This is a genomic window from Caproiciproducens sp. (genome assembly GCF_053840905.1).
Genome location: NZ_JBNLXQ010000010.1, coordinates 51304 through 73495 on the forward strand (window position 1 = coordinate 51304; position 22192 = coordinate 73495).

Genomic DNA, 22192 nt, shown 5'->3' on the forward strand with positions numbered 1-22192 from the left:
CGCCTCCCGGTCAGGGAGCGGCGCCGGTTTCTTTCATCAGTAAAATTTTATAATTTTGTATACGGTGTTATGCAGAGGAGAGGTTATTGTGAATGTTCTTGTAGTGGGCTGCGGCAGGCTGGGAACCCGTCTGGCGGGGCTGCTCGATGAGCACGGCCACGATGTCGCCGTGATTGATTCCAATCCGGATACGTTCCGGAATTTGGGCGAGGACTTCAGCGGGATCACGGTCACCGGCATGCCGATGGATATGACGGTGCTGCAGAACGCCGGAGTGGAAAGCTGCGACGCGGTTGCCGTGGTCACTCCCGACGATAATCTGAACATTACGGTGTCACAGATTGTGCGCGAGTTTTTCGGCGTACAGAACGTGGTTGCGCGTATTTCCGACCCGGCCCGTGAAAATGTATTTGAGCGGTTCGGCCTGAAAACCGTCTGCCCGACCAATCTGGCGGGCGATTCTATTTTTACCGCGCTGACGCAGCCGCTTGCTTCCAGGAATGTGTCCTTCGAGAGCGCGACGGCGGCTTTTCACTGCCGCGCCGTGGATCAGGCACACGAAGGCATTTCCGCTGCCGCGGCGCCAAAGGATACCGGAGAGACCGTTTTCGGGGTTCTTCACCGTAACGGTACGCTGGAGCTGTATTCTTCTGACCGCAGAATCATTCTTGCCGAAGGGGACAAGGTCATTTTTGCAAAGGTGATCGACTGATTGATTTCGGTCGTGCCGAATTTGGAGGATATTGGGAAGATATGAGGATTGTAATTGTGGGCGGCGGCAAGCTGGGGCATCAGATTGCCAGAAATATGCTCGAAAGAAAATACAGCGTGAAGCTGATTGAAAAAGACAAGCTCAAATGTATGCGTCTCGCCAATGAGCTGGACGTGGAAGTGATCTGCGGCGACGGCACGGAAATCGAGGTGCTGGATGAAGCCGGCACAAAAAACGCCGACTGCGTGATCGCGGTCACGGGAAGCGATCAGGATAATCTCGTTGCCTCGCAGCTGGCCAGAAAAGAGTTTCAGGCGGCAAAAGTTATTGCGCGGGCGAACGATCCCCGCAATCTGGCGGCCCTGCGCAAGCTGGGCGCGGATATTGCCGTCAGCAGCACGGAAATTATCACCAACCTGATCGAGCAGGAAGTGGACGTCTCAAAGATGCATCTGCTTGCAACGCTGAATAAGGGAAAGGCCGGAGTCTGTTCCATTACCCTTCCGCGCGACACCGCTCTGGACGGCGTGCAGCTGAAGGATGTCACCCTCCCGCAGGGTTCCCTGATTATCTCGGTGGTACGCGGAGATTCCATGATGATTCCAAACGGGTTTACGGTTATTCATGCCAATGATGAAATTGTCGCGGTCTGTGAAAATAAAAGCCAGAAGGAACTGATAAAAATTCTGGGAGCCCAAAAAGAATAAGCGCAAAAAGCCCATCGCGGGAAGACCGTGTGCAGTCGTCCCGGAAAAATGATTTGCGGCATCTGTCGGGCTGAATTGGCGCAGCAAAGCAGGCGGCGTCCGGACGAAAGTCCGGACGCCGCCTGCTTTCCCCTATGCGGGCTAACCGTCAATAACGCGCGGAGAGGGCTGTTTTAACGGAAATGCTTTTTCGCACCTGGCGGTCCGTACCGAATGCCGGAAAACAGTAAGCAATATTGTAAAAAAGCACGCGAAACGATCAAAACAGATCCATGATTTTTTCCCATGTACGCCTGGCCAAGCCAAATTGATCATAGTGCCTCTTTACGTTCTTGGAATACTTGTCAAATTCCGCCGCAATGTTAAAGAAGCGATTGGTCTGGAAATATTCCGCCACTTTTGGCAGCGTCTGGTCCAGCGCGGCCTTGATCGACTTCATTCTCCGCTCGTATTCTTCCGGCGCGGTAATATATGTCAGCAGCGGCTTATAGCGGATCCAGCCGATGCACGCATTCAAAAACCTTGAATTGACAGCGGCCGAATCGGTGGTAATTGCTGAAAGGTGTATCGGCAGCGCTCCGTCCAGCAGATGCTGATAAATCGAAAATCCATCGTGAAAGGTATAGCATGGGATCCTGCGCACAGTCTTATCTTCCAGCTGGGTTGACAGGAAGGTATCTTCTCCTCTCGCGCCCGGAGGATTAAAAAAAGGAAGAGTTTTTTGCGGATTTTTAAGATTGATGCAGAGATTCGCGCCGGAAATAAACTTGCTGCCGCCGATCAGCGGCACATCAGCCGCTTTGTTGGTGATCAGCACATCTGTCGACGCATAGGTTACGCCGCCGGATTCCATAAGCGCTTTAATGCTTGTCCAGTTGATGATATCGTTACTGATCGCTTCAATAAAAAGTCTGAAATTTTCCTCATCCAAAACCTCGTTAAACCCGATCTGAGGGATTGGCGAGATATATCCGCAGTGGAAGCCGTTGGTGTAATCCGCGTCGCCGATTTCTTTCAGATGGGAAACAAAAACCTGCTGTCCGCTCCAAAGACATGTATCGTGATTTTTCGTTACCGCCATTGGATATTCATCGTCGTCAAGGAAGAGAAAATAGTCCATCCGGTTTTCTATCGCCGCAAACAGCACCGCGTTACGCTTTCCCGCATATCCCGCCCCAAAAACGCTGGTCAGTTCAGACTGTGTGAATTTTCTGCTGTCCCGCAGTTTTTGAAGGCTCCTCAGCGCGTTTTTTGCGCCGACAAAAGTGATGCTTTCAAAAGCGTCCACAATTTCCTGGGGCAGATTGGTATAGTCGGTCGATTTTGTATTATGATATTCCACATCGTATGCGACGAAAAGATGAAGCTTGACTTCCATGCCTGCAGGCAAGTCCTTCTTTGTCGCTTTCCACGTATGTATATAGGCCGATAAAACTTTCCGAAAATTACGTCTGCCCGTCGCGAATCCGATTCCCATGCGTATTTCACTCATTGTAGCCATCCTTTCTTCCGCTTATCTGAATTGCCGTCCCACGCTCCGTTTCTTTCCCATCGGTATGCTGTTCCGCCTTTCGTTGTAGCCCTCTGGCCGAGGGCCGCCGTGCCGCCAAAGCATCAGCCCACAATGACTTTCCCTTCCGGCAGAATCGCGTCCGCGCTGCGGTGGCCTTTATGAAGCGTCAGCGCAAGCCCGAGGGAAACCGGGCCGACACGGCCGATAAACATCGTGAAGGTAACCGCAAGCTTGGAAATCCGGCTTAAAGTCTGTGTGACGCCCGCGGTAAGCCCCACGGTGCCGAAACCGGAGGCCGCCTCAAAAAGGGCATCGACGCCGGTAACGTCCGGGTCGGCGGTCAGAATGATACCGGCTGTGGTGATTACGACGGCAGCCGCGACGGAAAGAATCGACAGCGCGCGATAAACCGTGGACTGGTCGATCCGGCGTTTGAAAAGGGTTGTTTCTTCATTTCCGCGCATGACGCTGAAAACCGTAGCGAGCAGTACGATAAAGGTGGTCGTCTTGATACCGCCGCCGGTTCCTGCCGGTGAAGCGCCGATGAACATTAAAACAACCGTGATGATTTTTGTAAAATCGTGTTCCTTTGCAATGTCAACCGTACAGAAGCCCGCGGTGCGCGCGCTGACGGACTGAAAGAGGGAAGCGTTCAGCTTTGTTCCGAAATCCATGCCCGCGAGCGTGTTGTCGTATTCGCAGGCCAGAAAAAGCACGGTGCCGGACACGATCAGAATCGCCGTCATGATCAGCACCAGAGTGGAATGGAAGTGCAGGTGGACCGGTTTTTTCTGATGAATCCGCGGAAGAAGCCGCGCGCTGTAAATATCGCTGATCACCACAAAGCCCAGCCCGCCGATCACGATCAGCCCGCCGACCGTCAGGCAGACCAGAGGGTCCCCGACATAGGGGATCAGGTTGCCGTCCTTCATCAAAAAGCCCAGAATATCGAATCCGGCGTTGCAGTAGGCGGAAATCGCCGTAAACGCCGCGATCCAGATTCCTTTCGCCCCGAACTGGGGAACGAAACGGAACGTCAGCAGCACCGTTCCGGTCATCTCGCAGAAAAATGTAAAGAAAAGAATGATCTTGATCAGATGCTTTATGTTAATCGTGTCGCCGCTTGTGTTTTCCGTTGCCAGCCGCAGGTCCCGCAGCCCGATTTTTCGGCGGACCAGCATGGAAAAGCCGGTGGTGAACGTGATAACGCCCAGCCCGCCGACCTGAATCAGCAGAAGGATGACGATCTGGCCGAGCAGATTCCAGTGCGTCCATGTGTCAAATACGATCAGACCGGTGACACAGGTAGCCGAGGTCGCGGTAAACAGCGAATCGATGAACCCGGTCGGCAGCCCGCTGCGCGAAGCGATCGGCAGCGTGAGCAGAACCGCGCCCACAAGAATGACAACCGCGAAGCTCACCACGATCAGCCTGACCGGCGGCACGTTCCTCAGCCGCTTTTTCACACAGAACTGTTCTTCTCCCATTACAATTACACCCCAAAATCAGAATATTTTTCTCCTTTTCCCTGCCTTCTGCAAGGCCGCGGCCAAAGGAAGCCCCAGGCCGCAGCAGATCACCAGCTCTCCGGCGCCCACCGAAAGGGCCGCCGCCCAGAACCCGGCCCACGAAAAGCCTTCCGTGGACAGGACGGCGATTTCAAGCCCGATGATCGCCGCGTTGAACAAAACCGGCGGAAGCGGGGCCAGAACCGGAATGTTTTTGAACCGGATGTTTCGGACCATCCTGGTGCAGACCGCCGCCAAAAGAGTCGCCAGGGTTCCGAATACCATATCCGCCGCGCCGTAGCCGCTCCATATATTGGCAAGCAGACAGCCGACCGCAAGCCCCGGAACGGCCGCCGGGGTAAAGACCGGCAGGATGGTGAGCGCTTCCGAAAAGCGGAACTGCACCGGGCCGTAGGCTAAGTTCGCCAGAGCCGCCAGAAGGGTCAAAACCGTGTAAATGGCGCCGATCATGGCGCCCTGCGCAAGATACTGCGCGCGCTGAGACTGATTTTTCATTTTCAGATTCCTCCGTAGTTTTCTTTAAGGTCAGGATTTTGCGACTGACCATACCGGACAGGCTGTGTCCGGTAATTACAATACCATACTACAAAACTGCGATGAAAGCAACTCGTTTCCACAGATATCCGGCAGGAAACGGCGCAGTGAAAGAGAGCCTGTGCCGAAGCGGCAGACTCTCTGTTTTTCCGTTATTCATCTTTGGCCGGATTGTCGCCGTCGTCCGGCTCCGGCAGCACCTCGACCAGGATTTTGGAAATGCGGCGGTCCTCGACCTCCTGAACGGTCAGCGTCAGGTTCTGGACCTGTACGACGGGGTGTTCGCCCGGCTTTGGAATCCTTCCCAGCATCTCCACCACCAGTCCCGCAATGGTGTCGTAGTCCCCCTCGGGAAGCTCAATCCCCACCAGATCGGAAATCTCGTCGATGTCGGTCCCGCCGTCCACGGTAAATTTGTGATCGTCCACCCTATGTATTTCCTCTTCCTCGTGGTCGTATTCGTCCTGAATGTCGCCGACAATGGATTCCAGAAGGTCCTCCATGGTGATGATCCCTTCGGTTCCGCCGTATTCGTCGACAATAATCGCGATCTGGGTCCTGCGCTCGGCCATCTCCGTAAACAGCTCGCTGCAGCGTTTGCTCTCCGGCACAAAGTACGCGGGGCGCATCAGATCGGTAATTTTGATATTTTCATCCAGCTCGCTGCCGACATACTGGAGCAGGTCCTTGACGTAGATCACGCCGAGCACGTTGTCCAGATCCTCGTGGTAAACGGGGATGCGGGAGTGCCCGTCCGAAATGGAAAGGTTCACGGCGTCCTGTATGGAGGCGGTGTCCTCCACGGCGTCCACCTCGGTGCGGTGGGTCATGATCTCGCTCGCGGTGATGTCGCTGAAGTCGAAAATATTGGAAATCATATCCTTGGCGGTTTCGCCGATGACGCCTTTTTCCTCGCCCGCGTCGACCATCATCAGGATTTCCTCCTCCGTGACGGTTTCCTCCGCGGCGTTGGGATCAAAGCCCAGCATCTTCAGAACCACGTTGGTGGAAAAGGAAAGGAAGGAAATAAACGGCCGGAAAGCGGCGGAAGTGCCGTTCAGGATGCCGATGAACTTGAAAGACAGCTCTTCCGCGCGCTGCATGGCGATTTTTTTCGGGACCAGCTCGCCCAGCACGAGCGAAAAATAGGACAGCAGCACGGTAATCAATACCGTGGATACGCCGTAAACGACGCTGGTGGGAAAGGGCAAAAAGGCAAGCTGCTTCGCAAGCTTGCCGGCAAAGCTTTGGGAAGCCGAAGCGGAGGTCAGAAATCCGCTCAGCGTTACGCCGACCTGGATGGTCGCGAGAAAACGGCTGGAATTCTCCGTCAGCTTCAGTACCTTGGCGGCTTTTTTATTGCCGTCCTCCGCCATTTTTTTCAGCTTGTTGTCGTTGAGGGTAATCACGGCGATTTCACTCGCGGCAAAGAAAGCGTTTACCAAAATCAGGACAAACAGCAGCAGAATGGATAAAAATCCATTTGGCTCCTGTTCAGCGGCGGCGGGCAGCGCGCTCAGCAAATGAAAAAATGAGCCGTCAGGTTCGGGTGACATGAATTGTTTTTCCCCTTTCGGAAATAAAATATAATAATATCATTGTATATTATTATTCATACTAATGTCAAACAGTTTATGGAGTATCTGCGCGTCTGTGCGCGCGAGCAAAGCGGAGAGGCGGAGGTGTGGCCGGAAAAAGCCGCTTTACAGGGGGAAATCGCCGCCAAAATGAACGAATTCAGGATAAAGTTTTTAAAATTTTATTAGAGATGTAAATTCTATGGGCAATTCTGCAAAATTTCTTTACATATCTCATAAAAGATGATAAAATTTAGACAAGGTGCAGTATGTTGCGCCTATGGAAAATAGATTATCCTTAAAAGGAGGAAAATAGTAATAATGGATTCAAGAAAGATGAAAACGATGGATGGCAATAACGCTGCCGCACATGTTTCTTATGCGTTTACAGATGTTGCTGCCATCTACCCCATCACCCCGTCGTCCGTTATGGCGGATGAAACGGACAAGTATGCCGCGGCCGGCAGAAAAAATCTTTTCGGCAGGGAAGTCAGGGTTACCGAGATGCAGTCCGAAGCGGGTGCCGCGGGCGCGGTGCACGGTTCGCTGGCGGCAGGCGCGCTGACCACTACCTACACTGCTTCTCAGGGGCTTCTCCTGATGATTCCGAACATGTACAAGATGGCCGGTGAATTCCTTCCGAGCGTCATCCACTGTTCGGCGCGTTCCCTGTCCACCCACGCACTCTGCATTTTTGGCGATCATTCCGACATTTATGCATGCCGTCAGACCGGTTACGCGATGCTCTGCTCCAACAGCCCGCAGGAGGTTATGGATCTGGGCGCAGTCGCCCATCTTTCCGCCATTAAGGGCCGCGTGCCGTTCCTGCACTTCTTCGACGGCTTCCGTACTTCCCATGAAGTACAGAAGATCCATATGTGGGATTACGCCGATCTGGGCGAGCTGCTCGACTGGGACGCCGTGGAAGCTTTCCGCCGCAACTCGATGAATCCGGAGCATCCGGTTACGCGCGGCACGGCCCAGAACGACGACTTTTTCTTCCAGGCAAGTGAGGCCGGCAACAAATTCTATGATGATCTTCCGGATGTTGTTGTCGACTATATGAATAAAGTCAACGCGAAAATCGGCACTGATTACAAGCCGTTCAACTACTACGGCGCGCCGGATGCCGAAAGGGTCATCATTGCGATGGGTTCCGTCTGCGAAGCGGCGGAGGAAGTTGTGGATTACCTGAACGCGGCCGGCGACAAGGTCGGTCTGGTCAAGGTCAGGCTGTACAGGCCGTTCGTTGCGAAATATCTGCTCGACGTCCTGCCGAAGACGGTCAAAAAGATTTCCGTGCTCGACAGAACAAGAGAGCCGGGCTCCATCGGCGAGCCGCTGTTCCTGGATGTCCTCGCCGCGATCAACGGCACGGCATTCGGCGCTGTTCCGGTTTACACCGGCCGCTACGGCCTCGGCTCCAAGGACACCACCCCGGGCCAGATCGTCGCCGTATACCGCAACATGGAAACCGACGCCCCGAAGAAGCGTTTCACCATCGGCATCATCGACGACGTCACCCATCTTTCCCTCGACCTCAGGGAAAATCCGGACACCACCCCGAAGGGTACGCATTCCTGCAAATTCTGGGGTCTCGGCGCGGACGGCACCGTCGGCGCGAACAAGAACTCCATTAAGATTATCGGCGACCACACCGATATGTACGCTCAGGGCTACTTCGCCTACGACTCCAAGAAGTCCGGCGGCCTGACCGTTTCCCACCTGCGTTTCGGCAGCAAGCCAATCAAGTCCACCTACTATATCAGCCAGGCCGACTTCGTCGCCTGCCACAAGCCCTCCTATGTCGACGAGTACGACATGGTACAGGACCTGAAGCCGGGCGGAAGCTTCCTTCTGAACTGCCAGTGGGATCTGGAAGAGCTTGACAAGAGACTGCCGGGCAAAATGAAGAAATTCATTGCCGACAACAACATCAACTTCTACACCATCGACGGTATCAAGCTCGGGAAAGAGATCGGCCTCGGCGGCCGTATCAACACCATCCTCCAGTCCGCGTTCTTCAAGATCGCGAACATCATTCCTTCCGAACAGGCGATCCAGTATATGAAGGACGCCGCCCTGCATTCCTACGCGAAGAAGGGCCAGAAGATCGTCGACATGAACTATGCCGCCATTGAGCGCGGCGCGACCGATTTTGTCAAGGTCGAGGTTCCGGAATCCTGGAAGAACTGCAAGGACGATACCCAGGCGCACGTCTTTACGGACGGCAGGCCGGAAACGCTGGAGTATGTCAACAACGTCATGGTTCCCGCAAACAAATACAAGGGTAATCAGCTTCCCGTATCCGCCTTTGTCAAAATGGCCGACGGCACCGTGCCGGCAGGCTCCGCCGCTTACGAGAAGCGCGGCATCGCCATTGATATTCCCGAGTGGCATCCGGAAAACTGTATCCAGTGCACCTTCTGCTCCTATGTCTGCCCGCACGGCGTTATCCGCCCGGTCGCTATGACCGCGCAGGAGGCCGCCGCGGCGCCCGCAAGCCAGAAGACCAAGGATATGACCGGTATGCCCGGCATGAAATACGCGATCACCATTTCTTCCTACGACTGCACCGGCTGCGGTTCCTGCGCATCCGTCTGCCCGGGCATGAAGGGTGAAAAGGCGCTGGTCATGAAACCGATGGAAACACAGCTTGAAAGCCAGAAGGGCTTTGATTACGGCCTTAGCCTTGACGAGAAGCCGGAAGTCATCGAGAAATTCAAGCCTACCTCCATCAAGGGCAGCCAGTTCAAGCAGCCGCTGCTTGAGTTCTCCGGCGCGTGCGCGGGCTGCGGTGAAACACCGTACGCAAAGCTCGTCACACAGCTCTTCGGCGACAGAATGTATATTGCCAACGCGACAGGCTGCTCCTCTATCTGGGGCGGTTCCGCACCGGCCACGCCGTACACCGTCAACAAGAAGGGATACGGCCCCGCGTGGAACAACTCCCTGTTCGAGGACAACGCGGAGTTCGGCTTCGGCATGACTCTTGCCCAGAACGCGATCCGCGGCAGACTCGCCGAGTATGTTGAAAATATCGAAGCTTCCGAAGCGGCTTCCGCTTCCCTGAAGGAAGCCTGCAAGAACTACCTTGCAACCAAGGAAGACAGCAACCTGAACCGCGCCGCGGCAGACGCTCTGATTTCGGAGCTCGAAAAAGCTGCAAACGGCAGCGACGATGTTGCAAAGCTTGCGAAGAAAACGCTTGTTGACAAAGACTACCTCGCCAAGAAATCCATGTGGATCTTCGGCGGCGACGGCTGGGCTTACGATATCGGCTTCGGCGGCGTTGACCATGTTCTCGCCTCCGGTGAGAATGTCAACATTCTCGTATTCGACACCGAGGTTTACTCCAATACGGGCGGCCAGGCTTCCAAATCCACCCCGATCGGTTCCGTCGCCCAGTTCGCGGCAACCGGTAAATCGACAAAGAAGAAGGACCTTGCCGCGATCGCAATGACCTATGGTTATGTTTATGTGGCCCGCGTCGCAATGGGCGCAGACTATAACCAGACCATCAAGGCGATTTCGGAAGCCGAAAGCTACAACGGACCTTCTATCGTCATTGCTTACGCTCCCTGTATCAACCATGGGATCAAGGGCGGCATGAGCATCTCCCAGCTGGAAGAGAAGAAGGCGGTTGAAGCCGGCTACTGGACCAACTTCCGCTATGATCCGCGTCTTGCGGAGCAGGGCAAGAATCCGTTCCACCTCGACAGCAAGGCTCCTACAACCAGCTATCGTGACTTTATTATGGGCGAGGTTCGTTACAACTCCCTGACCCGTGCGTTCCCGGAGCGCGCGGAGGTTCTGTTCCAGAAGGCCGAAAAGGTTGCGGCCGAAAACTACGAGCACCTTGTCAAACTCTCCAAAATGGAATAATCTTTCTTGAATCAGTTGGCCCCGCGCGGATTTCCGCGCGGGGCCTTCTTTATTTCTGAATACGATAAAATATTCACAATATATTGACTTGTGCGTATGAAGTGGTACAATATATGGTATCACAAAATGGACAGGGAAGGGAAGGCCATCATGACCATATCACAGAACGCGCTGACGGTATTGCAAAAGCGGTACCTGATCAAAAACGAAAAGGGAGAAACCACGGAAACCGTGGAGGGCCTGTTCCGCCGCGTAGCCGCCGCCATTGCGGCGCCGGACAAGCTGCACGACGGGAAAGCGGACGTTAAAAAGACAGAGGAAACCTTTTTCCATATGATGCGGGAGCTGGAGTTCCTGCCGAATTCTCCCACGCTGATGAACGCCGGCCGCCCGCTCGGGCAGCTTTCGGCGTGCTTTGTGCTGCCGGTCGCGGACAGCATGGAGGATATTTTTGAAGCGATCAAGCAGGCGGCGCTGATTCACAAATCGGGCGGCGGAACGGGCTTTTCTTTTTCGCGCCTGCGCCCGCAGGGCAGCACCGTCAACTCGACCGGCGGGGTCGCCTCCGGCCCGATCAGCTTTATGAAGGTGTTCAACATGGCGACGGAGGCCGTCAAGCAGGGCGGGACCCGCCGCGGCGCAAACATGGGCATCCTGCGCATCGATCACCCGGACATCCTCGATTTTATCGACTGTAAGGCCAACAACAACGAAATCAACAATTTCAATATCTCTGTGGGCCTGACGGAAAAATTCATGGAAGCGGTGGAGAACGATACCGATTATGAGCTGGTCGACCCCCACACGAAGAGAGCCGTTTCCGCTCTGCGCGCCCGCGTGGTGTTTGACCGGATCGTGGACGCCGCGTGGCGCAACGGCGAGCCGGGCATTATTTTCCTCGACCGCCTGAACCGTGACAACATTGTGCCCTCGCAGGGCGAAATCGAGTCCACCAATCCCTGCGGCGAGCAGCCTCTGCTCCCGTATGAGTCCTGCAACCTCGGTTCCGTCAATCTGGTAAAGATGCTGAAGACGGCGGACGGAAAAACGGAGTTCGACTGGGACAAGCTTGGGCTGACGGTAAAAAACGCCGTGCATTTTCTGGACAACGTCATTGACGCCAACCGGTATCCGCTGGAAAATATCGACCGGGTGACCAAACAGACGCGGAAAATCGGCCTGGGCGTCATGGGCTGGGCCGACAGCCTGCTGCAGATGGGGATTCCGTACAATTCCGACGAAGCGATCGCGCTCGGAGAAAAGGTCATGAAATTCATTACCGGACGCGGGCGCGAAGAAAGCGCCGTACTTGCCGAAAAACGCGGCGCGTTCCCGCTCTTCGGCGAAAGCATCCTGCCGCAGGACAGGCCGATGCGCAACGGCACCATCACGACCATCGCGCCGACCGGGACCCTTTCCATCATCGCGAACTGCTCCAGCGGTGTAGAACCGGTTTTCGGCTATGTTTACATCCGCAACATCATGGACGGCACGGAAATGATCGAGGTCAACCCGATTCTGAAGGCGGAGCTGGAAAAGCGCGGGCTTTACTCGGACGAGCTGATGAAGCGCATTGCCAAAGAGGGGACGGTCGCCCACATTGAGGAGCTGCCGGAGGATTTGCGCCGGGTGTTCGTTTCCGCGCACGACATCAGCCCGGAGTACCATATCCGGATGCAGGCGGCGTTCCAGAAGGGAACGGACAACGCGGTTTCCAAGACGGTGAACTTTTCCAACGGCGCCGCAAGGGAGGACGTGGCCAGCGTGTATACGCTCGCGTTCCATCTCGGCTGCAAAGGCGTGACTATTTACCGCGACGGCAGCCGCGCGGAACAGGTGCTCAACATCGGGCAGGTAAAAAAAGAAGGCCGGCCCGCGGCGGAGACGCCGGAGCATGGCCGGATTGTGCCGCGCCCGCGTCCCGACACGGTGACCGGAGTTACGGAGCGGGTGAAAATCGGCTGCGGAAACCTGTATATTACCGTCAACTACGACGACCAGGGAATCTGCGAGGTGTTTACCAATACCGGCAAGGCCGGGGGATGCCCGTCCCAGTCGGAGGCGACCGCGCGCCTTGCGTCCATCGCCCTGCGCAGCGGGATGGAGGTCGAAAGCATCGTCGACCAGCTCAGGGGAATCCGCTGCCCGTCGACCATCCGCCAGCCGGGGCTGAAATGCACCTCCTGTCCGGACGCGATCGCAAAGACGATCGAACGCGTTTACAAAGAGCAGGTCCAGATGGGAAAGTGGCCCGCTCCCGCGCCGCAAAAATCCAAACCGGTGCGGGAAACCGCGGCGGACGGCGCCCCCGGCAGCATGCGCTTCTGCCCGGAGTGCGGGGCAAGGCTGGAGCATGAGGGCGGATGCGTGACGTGCCGCCAGTGCGGGTACTCCCGCTGCGGCTAATGCGGCTTAGAATTCAATGCCCTTCCGGGCGGGGATGTTCCTGTCGTAGGGGTGCTTTTCCTTCCTGATTTCGGAAACATAATCGGCGAGCTCCAGAACCTCCGGCTTCGGGCCTCGCCCCGTCAGAACAAGCTCCAGCTTCTGGGGCTTGTTTTTTATAAAGTCGGTCAGCATTGCGCCGTCGAGCAGGCCGCAGTTGACCGCGGCAAATACCTCGTCCAGAATCAGCAGGTCGCACTCGTCCGCTTTGGCGGCGGCGACCGCCTTGCAGAACAGGCTGGCGCACAGGACGGCGGTTTCCTCCAGCTCCTTTTTGGTCATCTGAAAGGTGAACTTTACGGTCGGCACCGTGGGGAGCACGCTGAAATGGTCCAGCTGTTTCAGGGCGGCCAGCTCGCCGGAGCCGTTCCCCTTCAGGAACTGCGCCATCAGCACCCGTTTGCCGCTTCCGCAGGCGCGCACCCCCAGCCCGACGGCGGCGGTGGTTTTGCCTTTTCCGTCCCCGCAGTAAACGTGAGTCAGTCCGTTCATCGCACATTCTCCATCCGTATCAAATTTATTTCTGATCCTATCATAGCACATTTTGGCGCAAATCCGCCGGGAATCCATACATTTTCGGGGGATTTTACGGTAAGCTCGGAGAAAGAAAAAATATTCCCTTTCTGCATTCATAATTCCGTTAAATTCAGGTTACATATTTTTCTTAAAAATATCATAAAAATATAAACCAATCATCACACCCTTTTCACATAGAACAGGTATCATAACAATCACAGAAAGCAAATCACCGCAGAAAGGAATGATTTCAATGTTTAATCCATTTGCAGATGATAAAAAGAAAAGAAACCTGGCAAATCGTGATTTAAACAGTAACGATACGGAACACAGAAGCGCGGGCCAGACGGAGTGGCAGGGGGATTTTTACCATTACAGCAAACCGGCGAACGAGCCCCCGGTTTACAGCTGGGAGCAGCCCCCCGTTCCCCGGCAGCCTGGTTTCGATTTTCAGGAGCCGCGCAAAAAGAAGCGCGGCGGCAAAAAGATTTTTGTCAAGGTGCTGGCGGGGGTCATGTGCTGCCTGATGATTTCGGCCGGTTCCATCGCAGGGTTCACGGCGCTGGTCAACAACGGGTATGTCAAGCTGGGGAACGCAGGCGCCAGCGATCCGGCGTTTACCGTGACGAAGCTGGTCGACAGCGGCACCGCCAATACCGCCGCGGTGACCGGGGAGCTGACCAAGCAGCAGATCGCCGAAAAGGTGGTCCCGTCGGTCGTCTGTATCCAGAATTACCAGCTGGGCCAGAGCACCCGCTATACCATGGGCGGGAACGGCGCGGGCAGCGCGGAAAACAGCGGCGGGGACAGTTCCGTCACCCCGACAAGCGAGGGCTCCGGCATTATCGCTACCAGCGACGGATACATCATTACCAACGCACACGTGGTCGACGGCGCGTCTTCGCTCAAAGTCATCTTATCCAACGGAACAAAATATGAGGCGAAGCTGATCGGCAGCGACAGCGTCACCGACCTGGCCGTTGTTAAAATCGACGCAAAGGGTCTGACCGCGGCGGAATTCGGCTCCTCCGACGACCTCAAAGTCGCGGATACCGTTATGGCGATCGGCAACCCGGGCGGCATGGAGTTCAACTCCAGCGTCACCATCGGTTATGTTTCCGCATTAAACCGTGAAATCACCAATTCCGATACCGGCTATACCATGAAGTGCATCCAGACCGACGCCGCGATCAATCCGGGCAACTCCGGCGGTGCGCTGGTCAACATGTACGGCCAGGTCGTGGGTATCAACTCCTCCAAAATCGTAGCCACCGGCTATGAGGGCCTCGGCTTTTCCATCCCCATCAATGTGGCGCAGCCGATCATCAGCGACCTGAAGCAGTACGGCTACGTCAAGGACAGGGCGGTGCTCGGCATCTCCGGCCAGTTTATCGATACCATGACCTCCCGTTTTTACAACCTGCCCGTCGGCATGTACGTCGGCTCCGTCACGAATCCGGAGGTGACGTCGGCAGGGATCAAAAAGGGCGACGTGATCACGAAAATCGACGGCAAGGATGTGACCAGCCAGAACGTGATTACGAACGTGATTACGGGGAAGAAACCGGGGGACACGGTCACGCTGAACGTTACCAGTTCCCTGACGGAGGAAAGCTTCACCGCCAAAGTAAAGCTGGCCCAGTCAACAGGAAAATAAGTTTCCAGCAAACTTTTTCATAATACTCCCTTCTTTCATAAAAACGGCGGGACCGAACCGGTCCCGCCGTTTTTATGTTTGATCGAACAGGGTGCCCTTTGCGCGGGGCATCATGATATTGTCCACCCGGGCGGCCATGCGTTCCTGCGAAATGGCGTCGATCAGCATCTTGTCGATGGAGTTTCCGTTTCCCCCGACCAGGCCGAACAGCATTTTTGTCGCGGCCTCCACGGTGGGGTGCTCGTAAAAACGGATGAGCAGCTTTTCCCCGTAGAAGATGAATTTCATCACGCGCAGGCTGGGCGTTTCAATATAGGAGAGGTAAAGGAGCATGACCGTGCGGTCCTCTTCGTCCGTCGTCAGCTTTGCCGTCGCCCCCACCGTGTAAACGTCGCCGTTCAGCGTTACGTCGCTGCGCCGGGGAATGCCGTCCAGCCCGGCTGCAATTACGTTTTCGTCGGTCCCGTCGTACATTGTGATCCTGCACAGGCCGGGTTCAAAGGAAAAGGAAACGCGGGTGATCCCCCCGGAAAAATTGTTGGTCACGCACTGCAGAATGAGCGGCAGCAGCGTTCCGTAGCTGCTGCCCAGCCGGTACTCCTGCTTGTCGATTCCCGCGGCGAGCAAAGGCAGTCCTTCGGCTTTCGGGGGAAAAAACCGCTGCAGAAACGTGTGGAACGGATTGGATTTCCGGGGTCTGGGCGCTGTTTCGGGGACCGCGTACAGGCTGTCCAGCCTGTTTTTCAGCGAGCGGAGCGCGCGGATGTTCCGGGGCAAAGGATGGTCGAAGATCTTTTCCGCGCCGTCGCCGAAATAGGTTTCCACCAGCTCGATGGAAACGTCGGAAAACAGGTTCTGGCTTCCGCTTGTGATGGCCACCACCATGTCGCGCTTCGGAAGGACGATGACGTACTGGCCGAATACGCCGTTGTACTGGTACGCGTCCGCCGCGTGGAAATCCCATACCTGATACCCGTAGCCGACCGGATGGCTGTTTTCGCGGGGCGGGGTCTGCGCTCTGGTCGATTCCCGGATCCATTCCTCCGGGATGAGCTGCCGTGTTTCGCCGCCGACGTCCCAGCGGCCGCCCTGCAGATAAAGCTGGCCGAGCTTCGCCATATCCGCGATATGCAGGGAAAGCCCCCAGCCGCCCTTTTCGATTCCCAGCGGGCAGGTTTCCCAGTCCGCATCCTCAATCCCCAGCGGGGCGAAAAGCCGCGGGGTCAGGTACTCCACCAGCCCTACGCCGGTTTTTTTACACACGATGGCGCTGAGCAGGTAGGAATTCATGCTGTTGTAGCTGAATTCGCTTCCGGGCTCGAAAATGCAGTCCGATGTCAGAAAGGCCCTCACCCAGTCCTTTTCCACAAGGGAACCGGCCTCGTTGAACTTGATGCCGCTGGTCATGTTCAGCAGGTGCCGGACGGTGATGCCGTTGATTCTGAGGCTGCGGAACAGGACGCCCTTTTCGGAGAAGATGTCGATGACCTTTTCGTCGAGGGAGAGCAGCCCCTCCTTTATGGCGATCCCCACCGCCATGCCGGTAACGCTTTTGGAAAGGGAAAACATCATGTGCGGATACGCGGGGGAATAGGGCTTGAAGCTGCCCTGCGCGATCAGCTTTCCGTGCCGCAGCAGCAGCACGCTGTGCGGACGGACGGCGGGAGAGGCGGCAAGTTCCTCAAAAAACTGTTCGATATATTCGCTGGGAATCCCCTCGTCCTCCGGTGTGGAGGCGGGAATCCCGCCGAGACCGGTTTTCGGGATATTCTTTTTCTTCTGCGGCTGAAACGGATACGGCGTGATGCGCCGCATATCGCCGCGGACAAATTTGATCACCAGATCAACGGTTTTCATCTGGGACAGCAGATCCAACATGGATTTAAACCCCCGGGTTAAAAGTCTTCATGGAATTCTCGATCATTTCTTCAAACGGCTCCCGATTATCGGAAGGAAATTCCCCCGTCAGACCGAATTTCAGCGCAAGCCGTTCACAGGCGGCCGGAAGCATTTGCGAAAGCTCCTCCGGCACGTCCGGCAGCACGACAATCGCCTGATTGAGGCTTTCGATCAGATAGCCGGCTTTATCCGTGCCGTTCAGGCGCAGAACGCCTTTCGGCTCCCCGGACCTGCCGACGGGAATATGCAGGATTTTGAAAAGCGGCGGCGCGCAGTCCGGCGTGCTTTCGGGCGAGTCGCCGACCACAAAGACGGCGGGAAGCGTCCGCAGAAGGCGCGCCATAGTGGAGCTGAGGTCCGCCTTCTTGGCGCAGATCTTCACCTCAGCGATCCCCGAACCGTAAAAACGGAGCGCTTCCCCTATTTTATTCTGACAGCGCAGGGTCCTGTGCGCGAAATAAAAGATCAGTCCCGCGTTCATATTCCTTCCCCCCACGATAAAAGATTCTTTTTGACGGCCTCTTCATAGGTTTCCGGCCAGACCGGCTTTTTCCCGCCGTGCTTTGCATACCAGCAGTCGGGGTACACGGTCCTGCCGCTGTACGACGCTCTGGAAACGTCTACCTCGCCGCTTTCCCCGCCGCGGACTTTGCGGGCGACCACGACTTCCCTGAAATCCTTGAACTCATAGGAGCAGGTGGAAAGCAGCACGACGCTGTCGTCCCTGTTGAAGCCGACGCCGGTGTTGTAGAGGGACCGTATCCGCATCTGATAAACGAAATTCAGAAAATCGCTGTCGTCCTGAAAATCCGTTTTCATGTAATTGAACGGCTTGCCCTGTTCCGGCAGGGTATTGGTCAGGAAAACGGAAATGACCTTCCACTGCGACTGGCTGTCGGCCGTATCAAAGGTAAACACCGGGTTCTTTTTGTAAAAATCCAGCGATTTGTACCGGTCCAGCTGCGTGAACATCCGGCCCGAATTGAGCGAATGCCCGTAAAGGACGACGCTGCGGGATTTCCCCTTTTCCACGGAGCAGCGCGCGTCCACAAAGACGCTTCCGTATCCGGAGTACCGGTTGCGGTAGTCGTGGGTCAGGTAAAACTCCGGGTCCTTTGCGTCGGCCTGCAGAACCGGCAGGTCGATGACGGTGTCGGGGACCTTGATCCAGCCCACAATGGACGGGTTGATTTTCTGCAGCTCGACGAACCGGACCAGCCGCCCCTGCTCGTCGCGTTCCGGCGGGGCGGAGGAAGCGGGCGGATCGTCCTCCGCGTCCGGCCCTTCGGAGCTTTCGGCGTAATAGACGCTTTTGATATCCTGCTGCTCCGTGTCCGCGGCGGCGGGCAGGACGGCAAGGTCCCAGACCAGATAAAGGGCGCAGCCCAGAAAAACGCAGACGGCGATCAGGCAGACGGTCTTATAAAAGATCAGTTTTTTTCCGTCCCCCTTTCGGGGAAGCAGGACGCGGTAAAAAGGAAGCCTTTTTTTCGTGCGGTCTCCGTTTTTCAGTTTCATGGCGCACCCCCTTGTTTCCTTTCGGAATAGTTATATTTTTTTCGCGTAGGCGGCTTCTTCCAGCCCCCCGCAGCCCGTCAGATAGCGGCGCACCATGTCCAGCGCGTTGGAGGCGGCGAGCCAGCGCAGGTATTCGCGCCCTCTGGAAGCACCGGCTTGCTGCATTTTACGCACCCAGGTGTGTTCCCCGTCGCAGAAAGCAATGTAAATCAGGCCCACGGGTTTTTCCGGTGTTCCGCCGTCCGGCCCCGCGATCCCGGTGATGCCGATGCCCAGATCGCTGCCGGATTTCGCCCGGACCCCCTCGGCCATCGCGCGCGCGGTCTGGACGCTGACGGCGCCGTATTGCTTCAGGGTGGACTCCGGTACGCCGAGCAGGAGCGTCTTGATCTGGTTCGCGTAAGTGACGGCGCCCATCTGAAAGACTTTGCTCGCGCCCGCGATATCGGTGATCCGCTTGGAGAGCAGGCCGCCGGTGCAGGACTCCGCGGTGGCAAGGCGCAGGCCGCGCCTGCCGAGCTCCGTGACGACGACCTCTTCCAGGCTTTCCACGTCGATTCCGTAAATGAACTCGTGGAAACGGCTTTTCAGTTCTTCTACAACGGGGGCGCACATGGCTTCCGCCTTTTCCCGATTTTCCGCCCGGGCGGTGACGCGCACGAACATTTCGCCGTCCTTGGCGTAGGTTGCCGCCGTCGGATTGGCGCAGTCCGTCAGGTCGGGGATTTTTTCCGCGACAAACCCTTCCCCCAGGCCGAACACGCGGACGATTCTGGAAACGATCACCGCCTGTCCGTTCTTTGCCAGGTAGGGGATCGCATAGTTTTTCAGCATGGGAATCAGCTCGGACGGCGGCCCGGGCAGCATGATGATGATTTTGCCCGCGTCGGTTTCAAACCCGCAGCCCGGCGCGGTGCCGTGATCGTTGGGGAACACGGTGCAGCCCTCGGGAAGCAGCGCCTGCTTTTTCTGTGTTTCGCCCAGCGCCCTCCCTTTGAAATAGCGGACGATCCTGTCCAGGCTTTCCTGATGCAGTACCAGCTTTCTGCCCGCGGCCTCCGCGATGGTTTCTTTGGTCAGGTCGTCGCCGGTGGGCCCCAGCCCCCCGGTGGTGATGACAAGGTCGCTGCGGCGAAGCGCGCTTTCCAGCGCTTCCTTCAGCCTTGGGACATTGTCGCCCACGGTTCCCGCGAACAGAAGGTTGACGCCGATGGTGGAAAGCTCCCTCGCGACAAAGGAGGCGTCGGTGTTGATCGTATGGCCGAGCAGAAGCTCGGTTCCTACGGAAATAATTTCAGCGTTCATTCTTTTTCCCCCGCTATTGATTTGGATAGATTTTTGTAAGTACGGCGTTCTGGACGCATTCCCCGATCAGGCTTTCGCAGTCCAGCGCCCGTTCCGCCTCCAGAAGCTCCGGAAGCCGGGGCTGTGTGCGCGGATGCTTCGGCGTGAATACGGTGCAGCAGTCCTCAAACGGTTCTATGGAGATGTCAAAGGTGTTGATCCTGCGCGAAATTTCAATGATTTCCAACTTGTCCATTCCGATCAGCGGACGCAGGACCGGCATCTCGGAGGCCTGGTCGGTGCAGACAATGGCCTGCAGGGTCTGGCTCGCCACCTGGCCCAGGCTTTCGCCGGTGATCAGTGCGGAACAGCTTTCCCTGCGGGCGATTTTTTCGCCGATCCGCATCATAAACCGCCGCATGATCAGAGTGAACAGGTCCTCCGGGCATTTCGCCATGATTTCCTCCTGCACCTTTGCGAACGGAACGGTAAACAGGTTCATCCTGCCGGAGTATTCGCCGACGCGGGCCAGCAGCCGGTGCACCTTCTGCTCCGCGCGCTCGCTGGTGTACGGCGGGCTGGCAAAGTGGACGGCGGTCAGCTCCAGACCGCGCTTTGCCATCGTCCACGCGGCGACGGGGCTGTCGATCCCGCCGCTGATCAGGACGGCGGCGTTTCCGCCGGTGCCCACCGGGATTCCGCCCGCGCCCTTCAGCGCCTGGCCGTGAACGTAGGCCCCGAAATCGCGCACCTCCACCCGCACGGTGATGTCGGGCTCGTGTACGTCGACGCGCAGGTGCGGGTACCGCTCCAGCAGGTATTCGCCCACCCGCGCGGAAATCTCCGGCGATTTCAGCGGGAAGATCTTATCGGCGCGCTTCGTTTCCACCTTGAAGCTTTTCGCGGCCAGCAGCTCCGGTTTCAGGTATTCGGCGGACGCTTCCAGAATGGCGCTCATCTCTTTTTTTACCACGCAGGCGCGTGAAAACGCGGCAATGCCGAATATTTTGGAAACCCGTTCCACAGCCGCGTCCAGATCGGCCCCCTCGCGGGGGGTGACGTAAACGGCCGACTGGGCGGTTTTTATGTCAAAACCGCCCAGGGGGTTCAGCCGGCGCTTGATATTCCGGATCAGGGCGGCCTCGAACACGTTCCGGTTCAGCCCTTTGAGAACCATTTCTCCCAGTTTGATTAAGATGATTTCTTCCATTTAAATTCTCCTGTTACGTTACGGTTTTTTAGTCAGTGAGGAAAGTCCTTCTCTCAGGGCGTCCGCCAGTTCGTCAACGTCCTCGCGGGTATTGTAGCGGGAAAAGCTGAGCCGCAGGGAGGAGGCGATCCGGTCGCGGGGCAGTCCCATAGCGGTCAGCACATGGCTCGCCTTTCCCCTGGAGCAGGCGGAGCCGGAGGAAACGTAAATTTCTTTGGCGGAGAGATAGTGCAGCATGGTTTCCGCGCGCACGCCGCCGGCTGAGAGGTTCACAATATAGGGCAGGGCGTCTTCGGGGGAATTCAGCGTGACGCCGTCGATTTCCAGCAGCCTTCGCCGGCAGTACGAGCTGAGCCTCGCCATCGCTTCCAGCTGGGCGCCGGGTTCCGGCAGCGCCCGTACCGCCGCGCCGAAGCCCGCGATCAGCGGGGCGCTTTCCGTTCCGGGACGGATATCTTTTTCCTGCCCGCCGCCGTAGGCGCGCGGAACGATGTGCGCACCCTTTCGCAGGTACAGCGCTCCCACGCCCTTCGGCCCGTGGATCTTATGCGCGCTCACGCTCATCAGGTCGATTTTTAGTCTGCCCGGTTTTAAAGGGATTTTGCCAAATGCCTGCACCGCGTCGACGTGAAAAAGAGCCGGGGCCTTCGCGGCGGCGATCGCGGCGGGGACCGCTTCCAGCGGAAGGAAGGTGCCGACCTCGTTGTTCACGCACATCATGCTGACCAGGACGGTACGCGGCGTCACCGCGCGGAACACCTGCTCCGGCTTGATTTTTCCGCTGCCGTCCGGTTTCAGATAAGTGACGGCAAATCCCTCTTTTTCAAGCTGCTTCATCGTATTGAGCACCGACGGATGCTCTATCATCGTGGTTACAATGTGGTTTCCGCGGCGGCGCAGCGCGTGTGCCGCGCCGAAAACCGCAAGATTGTTGCTTTCCGTCCCGCCGGAGGTAAAGTAGATTTCTTCCTGTAAAACACCGAGAAGGTCGGCGATTTCCTGCCTTGCGGCGGAAAGCTCCTGTTCGGCGTAAAAGCCTTTCGTGTGAAGGCTGGAGGGGTTTCCGTAATTGTCCGTCATCATCTCCATCACTTTGTCGGCGGCCTCTCTGCAAACCATGGTGGTGGAGGAATTGTCAAGATATATTTCACCCAATGGGGATACCTCCAAGTCATTAATTGATATTACTATATTATACACCTTGCG

16 protein-coding genes are annotated in these 22192 nt (G+C 56.7%); 5 read left to right on the forward strand and 11 right to left on the reverse strand.

The features are described from left to right. The first annotated feature begins 88 nt into the window (after positions 1-88). Positions 89-712: a potassium channel family protein gene (locus ACQGQ5_RS11310; protein WP_455736602.1), complete on the forward strand. Its 624-nt coding sequence runs from the start codon at positions 89-91 to the stop codon at positions 710-712. 41 nt (positions 713-753) lie between these two features. Next, on the forward strand, positions 754-1419 hold the full coding sequence (locus tag ACQGQ5_RS11315) for a potassium channel family protein (RefSeq protein WP_455736603.1): 666 nt from the start codon (positions 754-756) through the stop codon (positions 1417-1419). A gap of 259 nt (positions 1420-1678) precedes the next feature. Here the strand turns inward: ACQGQ5_RS11315 and ACQGQ5_RS11320 are convergent, their stop codons facing one another. The 4 genes from ACQGQ5_RS11320 to ACQGQ5_RS11335 all read right to left on the reverse strand — a co-directional run bounded on the left by ACQGQ5_RS11320 (position 1679) and on the right by ACQGQ5_RS11335 (position 6551). Continuing rightward, positions 1679-2911, reverse strand: coding sequence for a hypothetical protein (locus ACQGQ5_RS11320; RefSeq protein ID WP_455736604.1), 1233 nt, complete (start codon positions 2909-2911; stop codon positions 1679-1681). A 122-nt stretch (positions 2912-3033) separates the two neighbouring features. Continuing rightward, a complete protein-coding gene (locus tag ACQGQ5_RS11325; protein ID WP_455736605.1) occupies positions 3034-4419 on the reverse strand; it encodes a TrkH family potassium uptake protein in 1386 nt (461 codons plus the stop codon). A gap of 18 nt (positions 4420-4437) precedes the next feature. Continuing rightward, on the reverse strand, positions 4438-4956 hold the full coding sequence (locus tag ACQGQ5_RS11330; protein WP_455736606.1) for a QueT transporter family protein: 519 nt from the start codon (positions 4954-4956) through the stop codon (positions 4438-4440). A gap of 191 nt (positions 4957-5147) precedes the next feature. After that, positions 5148-6551 carry a hemolysin family protein gene (locus tag ACQGQ5_RS11335; protein ID WP_455736607.1) on the reverse strand — a complete coding sequence of 468 codons (1404 nt, stop codon included), beginning with the start codon at positions 6549-6551 and terminating at the stop codon, positions 5148-5150. A 342-nt stretch (positions 6552-6893) separates the two neighbouring features. On the opposite strand from ACQGQ5_RS11335, the gene nifJ reads away from it, so the two are divergent. After that, positions 6894-10457 carry a pyruvate:ferredoxin (flavodoxin) oxidoreductase gene (gene nifJ / locus ACQGQ5_RS11340; protein WP_455736608.1) on the forward strand — a complete coding sequence of 1188 codons (3564 nt, stop codon included), beginning with the start codon at positions 6894-6896 and terminating at the stop codon, positions 10455-10457. A 150-nt stretch (positions 10458-10607) separates the two neighbouring features. Then, complete coding sequence (locus ACQGQ5_RS11345) at positions 10608-12863, forward strand: vitamin B12-dependent ribonucleotide reductase (protein WP_455736609.1); 2256 nt, start codon at positions 10608-10610, stop codon at positions 12861-12863. A 6-nt stretch (positions 12864-12869) separates the two neighbouring features. Here the strand turns inward: ACQGQ5_RS11345 and ACQGQ5_RS11350 are convergent, their stop codons facing one another. Next, positions 12870-13394, reverse strand: coding sequence for a cob(I)yrinic acid a,c-diamide adenosyltransferase (locus ACQGQ5_RS11350; RefSeq protein ID WP_455736610.1), 525 nt, complete (start codon positions 13392-13394; stop codon positions 12870-12872). Positions 13395-13671: 277 nt separating this feature from the next. On the opposite strand from ACQGQ5_RS11350, the gene ACQGQ5_RS11355 reads away from it, so the two are divergent. Then, entirely contained in the window at positions 13672-15075 is a 1404-nt protein-coding gene (locus tag ACQGQ5_RS11355) for a S1C family serine protease (protein ID WP_455736611.1), read from the forward strand. Between the two features lie 72 nt (positions 15076-15147). Here ACQGQ5_RS11355 and ACQGQ5_RS11360 read toward each other — a convergent pair whose 3' ends face one another. The 6 genes from ACQGQ5_RS11360 to ACQGQ5_RS11385 are packed head-to-tail and all read right to left on the reverse strand — an operon-like array spanning position 15148 to position 22141. Then, entirely contained in the window at positions 15148-16953 is a 1806-nt protein-coding gene (locus ACQGQ5_RS11360; protein WP_455736612.1) for a serine hydrolase domain-containing protein, read from the reverse strand. A 4-nt stretch (positions 16954-16957) separates the two neighbouring features. Further along, positions 16958-17455, reverse strand: coding sequence for a hypothetical protein (locus tag ACQGQ5_RS11365; RefSeq protein ID WP_455736613.1), 498 nt, complete (start codon positions 17453-17455; stop codon positions 16958-16960). Further along, complete coding sequence (gene srtB / locus ACQGQ5_RS11370) at positions 17452-18492, reverse strand: class B sortase (RefSeq protein ID WP_455736614.1); 1041 nt, start codon at positions 18490-18492, stop codon at positions 17452-17454. Before srtB ends, ACQGQ5_RS11365 begins: the two co-directional genes overlap by 4 nt. Positions 18493-18522: 30 nt before the next feature. Beyond that, complete coding sequence (locus tag ACQGQ5_RS11375; protein ID WP_455736615.1) at positions 18523-19797, reverse strand: competence/damage-inducible protein A; 1275 nt, start codon at positions 19795-19797, stop codon at positions 18523-18525. Between the two features lie 13 nt (positions 19798-19810). Then, the gene (gene thiI, locus ACQGQ5_RS11380) at positions 19811-20986 is read right to left on the reverse strand and encodes a tRNA uracil 4-sulfurtransferase ThiI (RefSeq protein ID WP_455736616.1); all 1176 of its coding nucleotides are present in this window, start codon (positions 20984-20986) and stop codon (positions 19811-19813) included. 18 nt (positions 20987-21004) lie between these two features. Then, the gene (locus ACQGQ5_RS11385) at positions 21005-22141 is read right to left on the reverse strand and encodes a cysteine desulfurase family protein (protein WP_455736617.1); all 1137 of its coding nucleotides are present in this window, start codon (positions 22139-22141) and stop codon (positions 21005-21007) included. Positions 22142-22192: the final 51 nt, after the last annotated feature.

Bases quoted from the DNA above. Each gene is read 5' to 3' on its own strand.
- ACQGQ5_RS11320 (WP_455736604.1), bottom strand. From the start codon at position 2,911: ATGAGTGAAATACGCATGGGAATCGGATTCGCGACGGGCAGACGTAAT.
- ACQGQ5_RS11375 (WP_455736615.1), bottom strand. From the start codon at position 19,797: ATGAACGCTGAAATTATTTCCGTAGGAACCGAGCTTCTGCTCGGCCAT.
- ACQGQ5_RS11350 (WP_455736610.1), bottom strand. From the start codon at position 13,394: ATGAACGGACTGACTCACGTTTACTGCGGGGACGGAAAAGGCAAAACC.
- srtB (WP_455736614.1), bottom strand. From the start codon at position 18,492: ATGAAACTGAAAAACGGAGACCGCACGAAAAAAAGGCTTCCTTTTTAC.
- ACQGQ5_RS11315 (WP_455736603.1), top strand. From the start codon at position 754: ATGAGGATTGTAATTGTGGGCGGCGGCAAGCTGGGGCATCAGATTGCC.
- ACQGQ5_RS11345 (WP_455736609.1), top strand. From the start codon at position 10,608: ATGACCATATCACAGAACGCGCTGACGGTATTGCAAAAGCGGTACCTG.
- ACQGQ5_RS11325 (WP_455736605.1), bottom strand. From the start codon at position 4,419: ATGGGAGAAGAACAGTTCTGTGTGAAAAAGCGGCTGAGGAACGTGCCG.
- ACQGQ5_RS11335 (WP_455736607.1), bottom strand. From the start codon at position 6,551: ATGTCACCCGAACCTGACGGCTCATTTTTTCATTTGCTGAGCGCGCTG.
- ACQGQ5_RS11365 (WP_455736613.1), bottom strand. From the start codon at position 17,455: ATGAACGCGGGACTGATCTTTTATTTCGCGCACAGGACCCTGCGCTGT.
- ACQGQ5_RS11360 (WP_455736612.1), bottom strand. From the start codon at position 16,953: ATGTTGGATCTGCTGTCCCAGATGAAAACCGTTGATCTGGTGATCAAA.
- ACQGQ5_RS11330 (WP_455736606.1), bottom strand. From the start codon at position 4,956: ATGAAAAATCAGTCTCAGCGCGCGCAGTATCTTGCGCAGGGCGCCATG.
- thiI (WP_455736616.1), bottom strand. From the start codon at position 20,986: ATGGAAGAAATCATCTTAATCAAACTGGGAGAAATGGTTCTCAAAGGG.
- nifJ (WP_455736608.1), top strand. From the start codon at position 6,894: ATGGATTCAAGAAAGATGAAAACGATGGATGGCAATAACGCTGCCGCA.
- ACQGQ5_RS11355 (WP_455736611.1), top strand. From the start codon at position 13,672: ATGTTTAATCCATTTGCAGATGATAAAAAGAAAAGAAACCTGGCAAAT.